Source organism: Mesorhizobium sp. M2A.F.Ca.ET.042.01.1.1 (genome assembly GCF_003997405.1).
Lineage (GTDB): Bacteria > Pseudomonadota > Alphaproteobacteria > Rhizobiales > Rhizobiaceae > Mesorhizobium.
Window position 1 is genome coordinate 1 of the sequence record NZ_RZRX01000571.1, and the last position, 1,201, is coordinate 1,201.

Here is a 1,201-nt window from a genome sequence, read left to right on the forward strand (position 1 = left end):
CAGCCCCTCGGCTTCAGCAGGCCGGCCCGGCGAACGTCCGCCATCGACATGAATTTCGCGTCGTTGCGCTTGGGTGGCCGCATCAAGAATGCGATCGCGAGCGGCAGGACGAGGCCGAATACGGCCGCGGCGCCGGCATATTGAAGCTTTGCGAAGCTTCCAGCTTTCAGGTCCGTCCAGGCGTAGCCGAAGACTGGCCGCGGGTCTGCGTTGAGGCTGTCGACGAGAAAATGCGATCCGCTCCTGTACCAGTCGGTGGCGGCATAAGCGACCACAAAAAGCAGCGCGCCCAGCGCCATGGCCATCAAAGCCAGGAAGATCCTGCCGGCGATCTTTTCCATAATGCGCCCCTGTCAGATCGTCTCAGCCTTCGTGAACTTGATTTCGCTGATCGATCGGCGTCCGCCATCGCCGCGCACCATCTGCACGACGACCGGGATCACCTCGCGCAGATAGTCAAGGATCTCGCTACGAGAGAGCCCGACATTGCTTTGCATGACCATGAGGGCCAGACGCTCATAGGCCGAGCGGGCCGAGTTGGCATGAACGGTTGTAAGCGAACCGGGATGGCCGGTGTTGATGGCTTGCAGGAAGGAAAATGTCTCGGCACCGCGGAGCTCGCCAAGCAGCAGCCGATCGGGCCGCATGCGCAACGACGCCTCGAGGAGCTGTTGCGGCGTAACCCTGGCGAGGCCTTGGTCGCCTTTCGAGGCAAGCAGCGTTATTGTGTTCGACGTCGCCGGCTTGAGTTCGCGCGTATCCTCGATGGTTATGATGCGCTCATGGGAGGGGATGATCTTCAATAGCGCGTTAAGGAAGGTCGTCTTGCCGGTCGACGTGCCGCCGGAGACAATGAGAGAAATCCGATTGCGAACCGCATATTGCAGAAATTCCAACGGCGAGGTGTCGTTGAGCATCTCGGCGAGCTGCTTTTCTTCGGCGGAGAGCGCCAGGCCACTGCCCATCTCGGTCTGTTCGAAGGCGCCCATTTTTGCGTAGTCGCCGAGCGTCATGTCCATGATGACCTGCTTGCGGATGGAGATCGCGCCGCCATCGGGTGCCGCCGGCGGCAGCACGCATTGAAAGCGCTCGCCTGAGGGGAGAGCGGCCGACAGCACCGGCGTGACTTCATTGACGACCTGGTTGGTGGCCGAAGCGACGCCGACCGAGACCGAGCGGATCCAGTTCCTGGTGAGCTCGC

At 61.7% G+C, this 1,201-nt stretch carries 2 protein-coding genes; both read right to left on the bottom strand.

Annotated features, from left to right (window positions below; translation table 11 throughout):
* Positions 1 to 341 (bottom strand): hypothetical protein (locus EOA23_RS34900; RefSeq protein WP_145966617.1); only part of this gene is annotated, 341 nt, incomplete at its 3' end.
* Between the two features lie 12 nt (positions 342 to 353).
* Positions 354 to 1,201 (bottom strand): P-type DNA transfer ATPase VirB11 (gene virB11, locus EOA23_RS34905; RefSeq protein WP_127307334.1); only part of this gene is annotated, 848 nt, incomplete at its 5' end.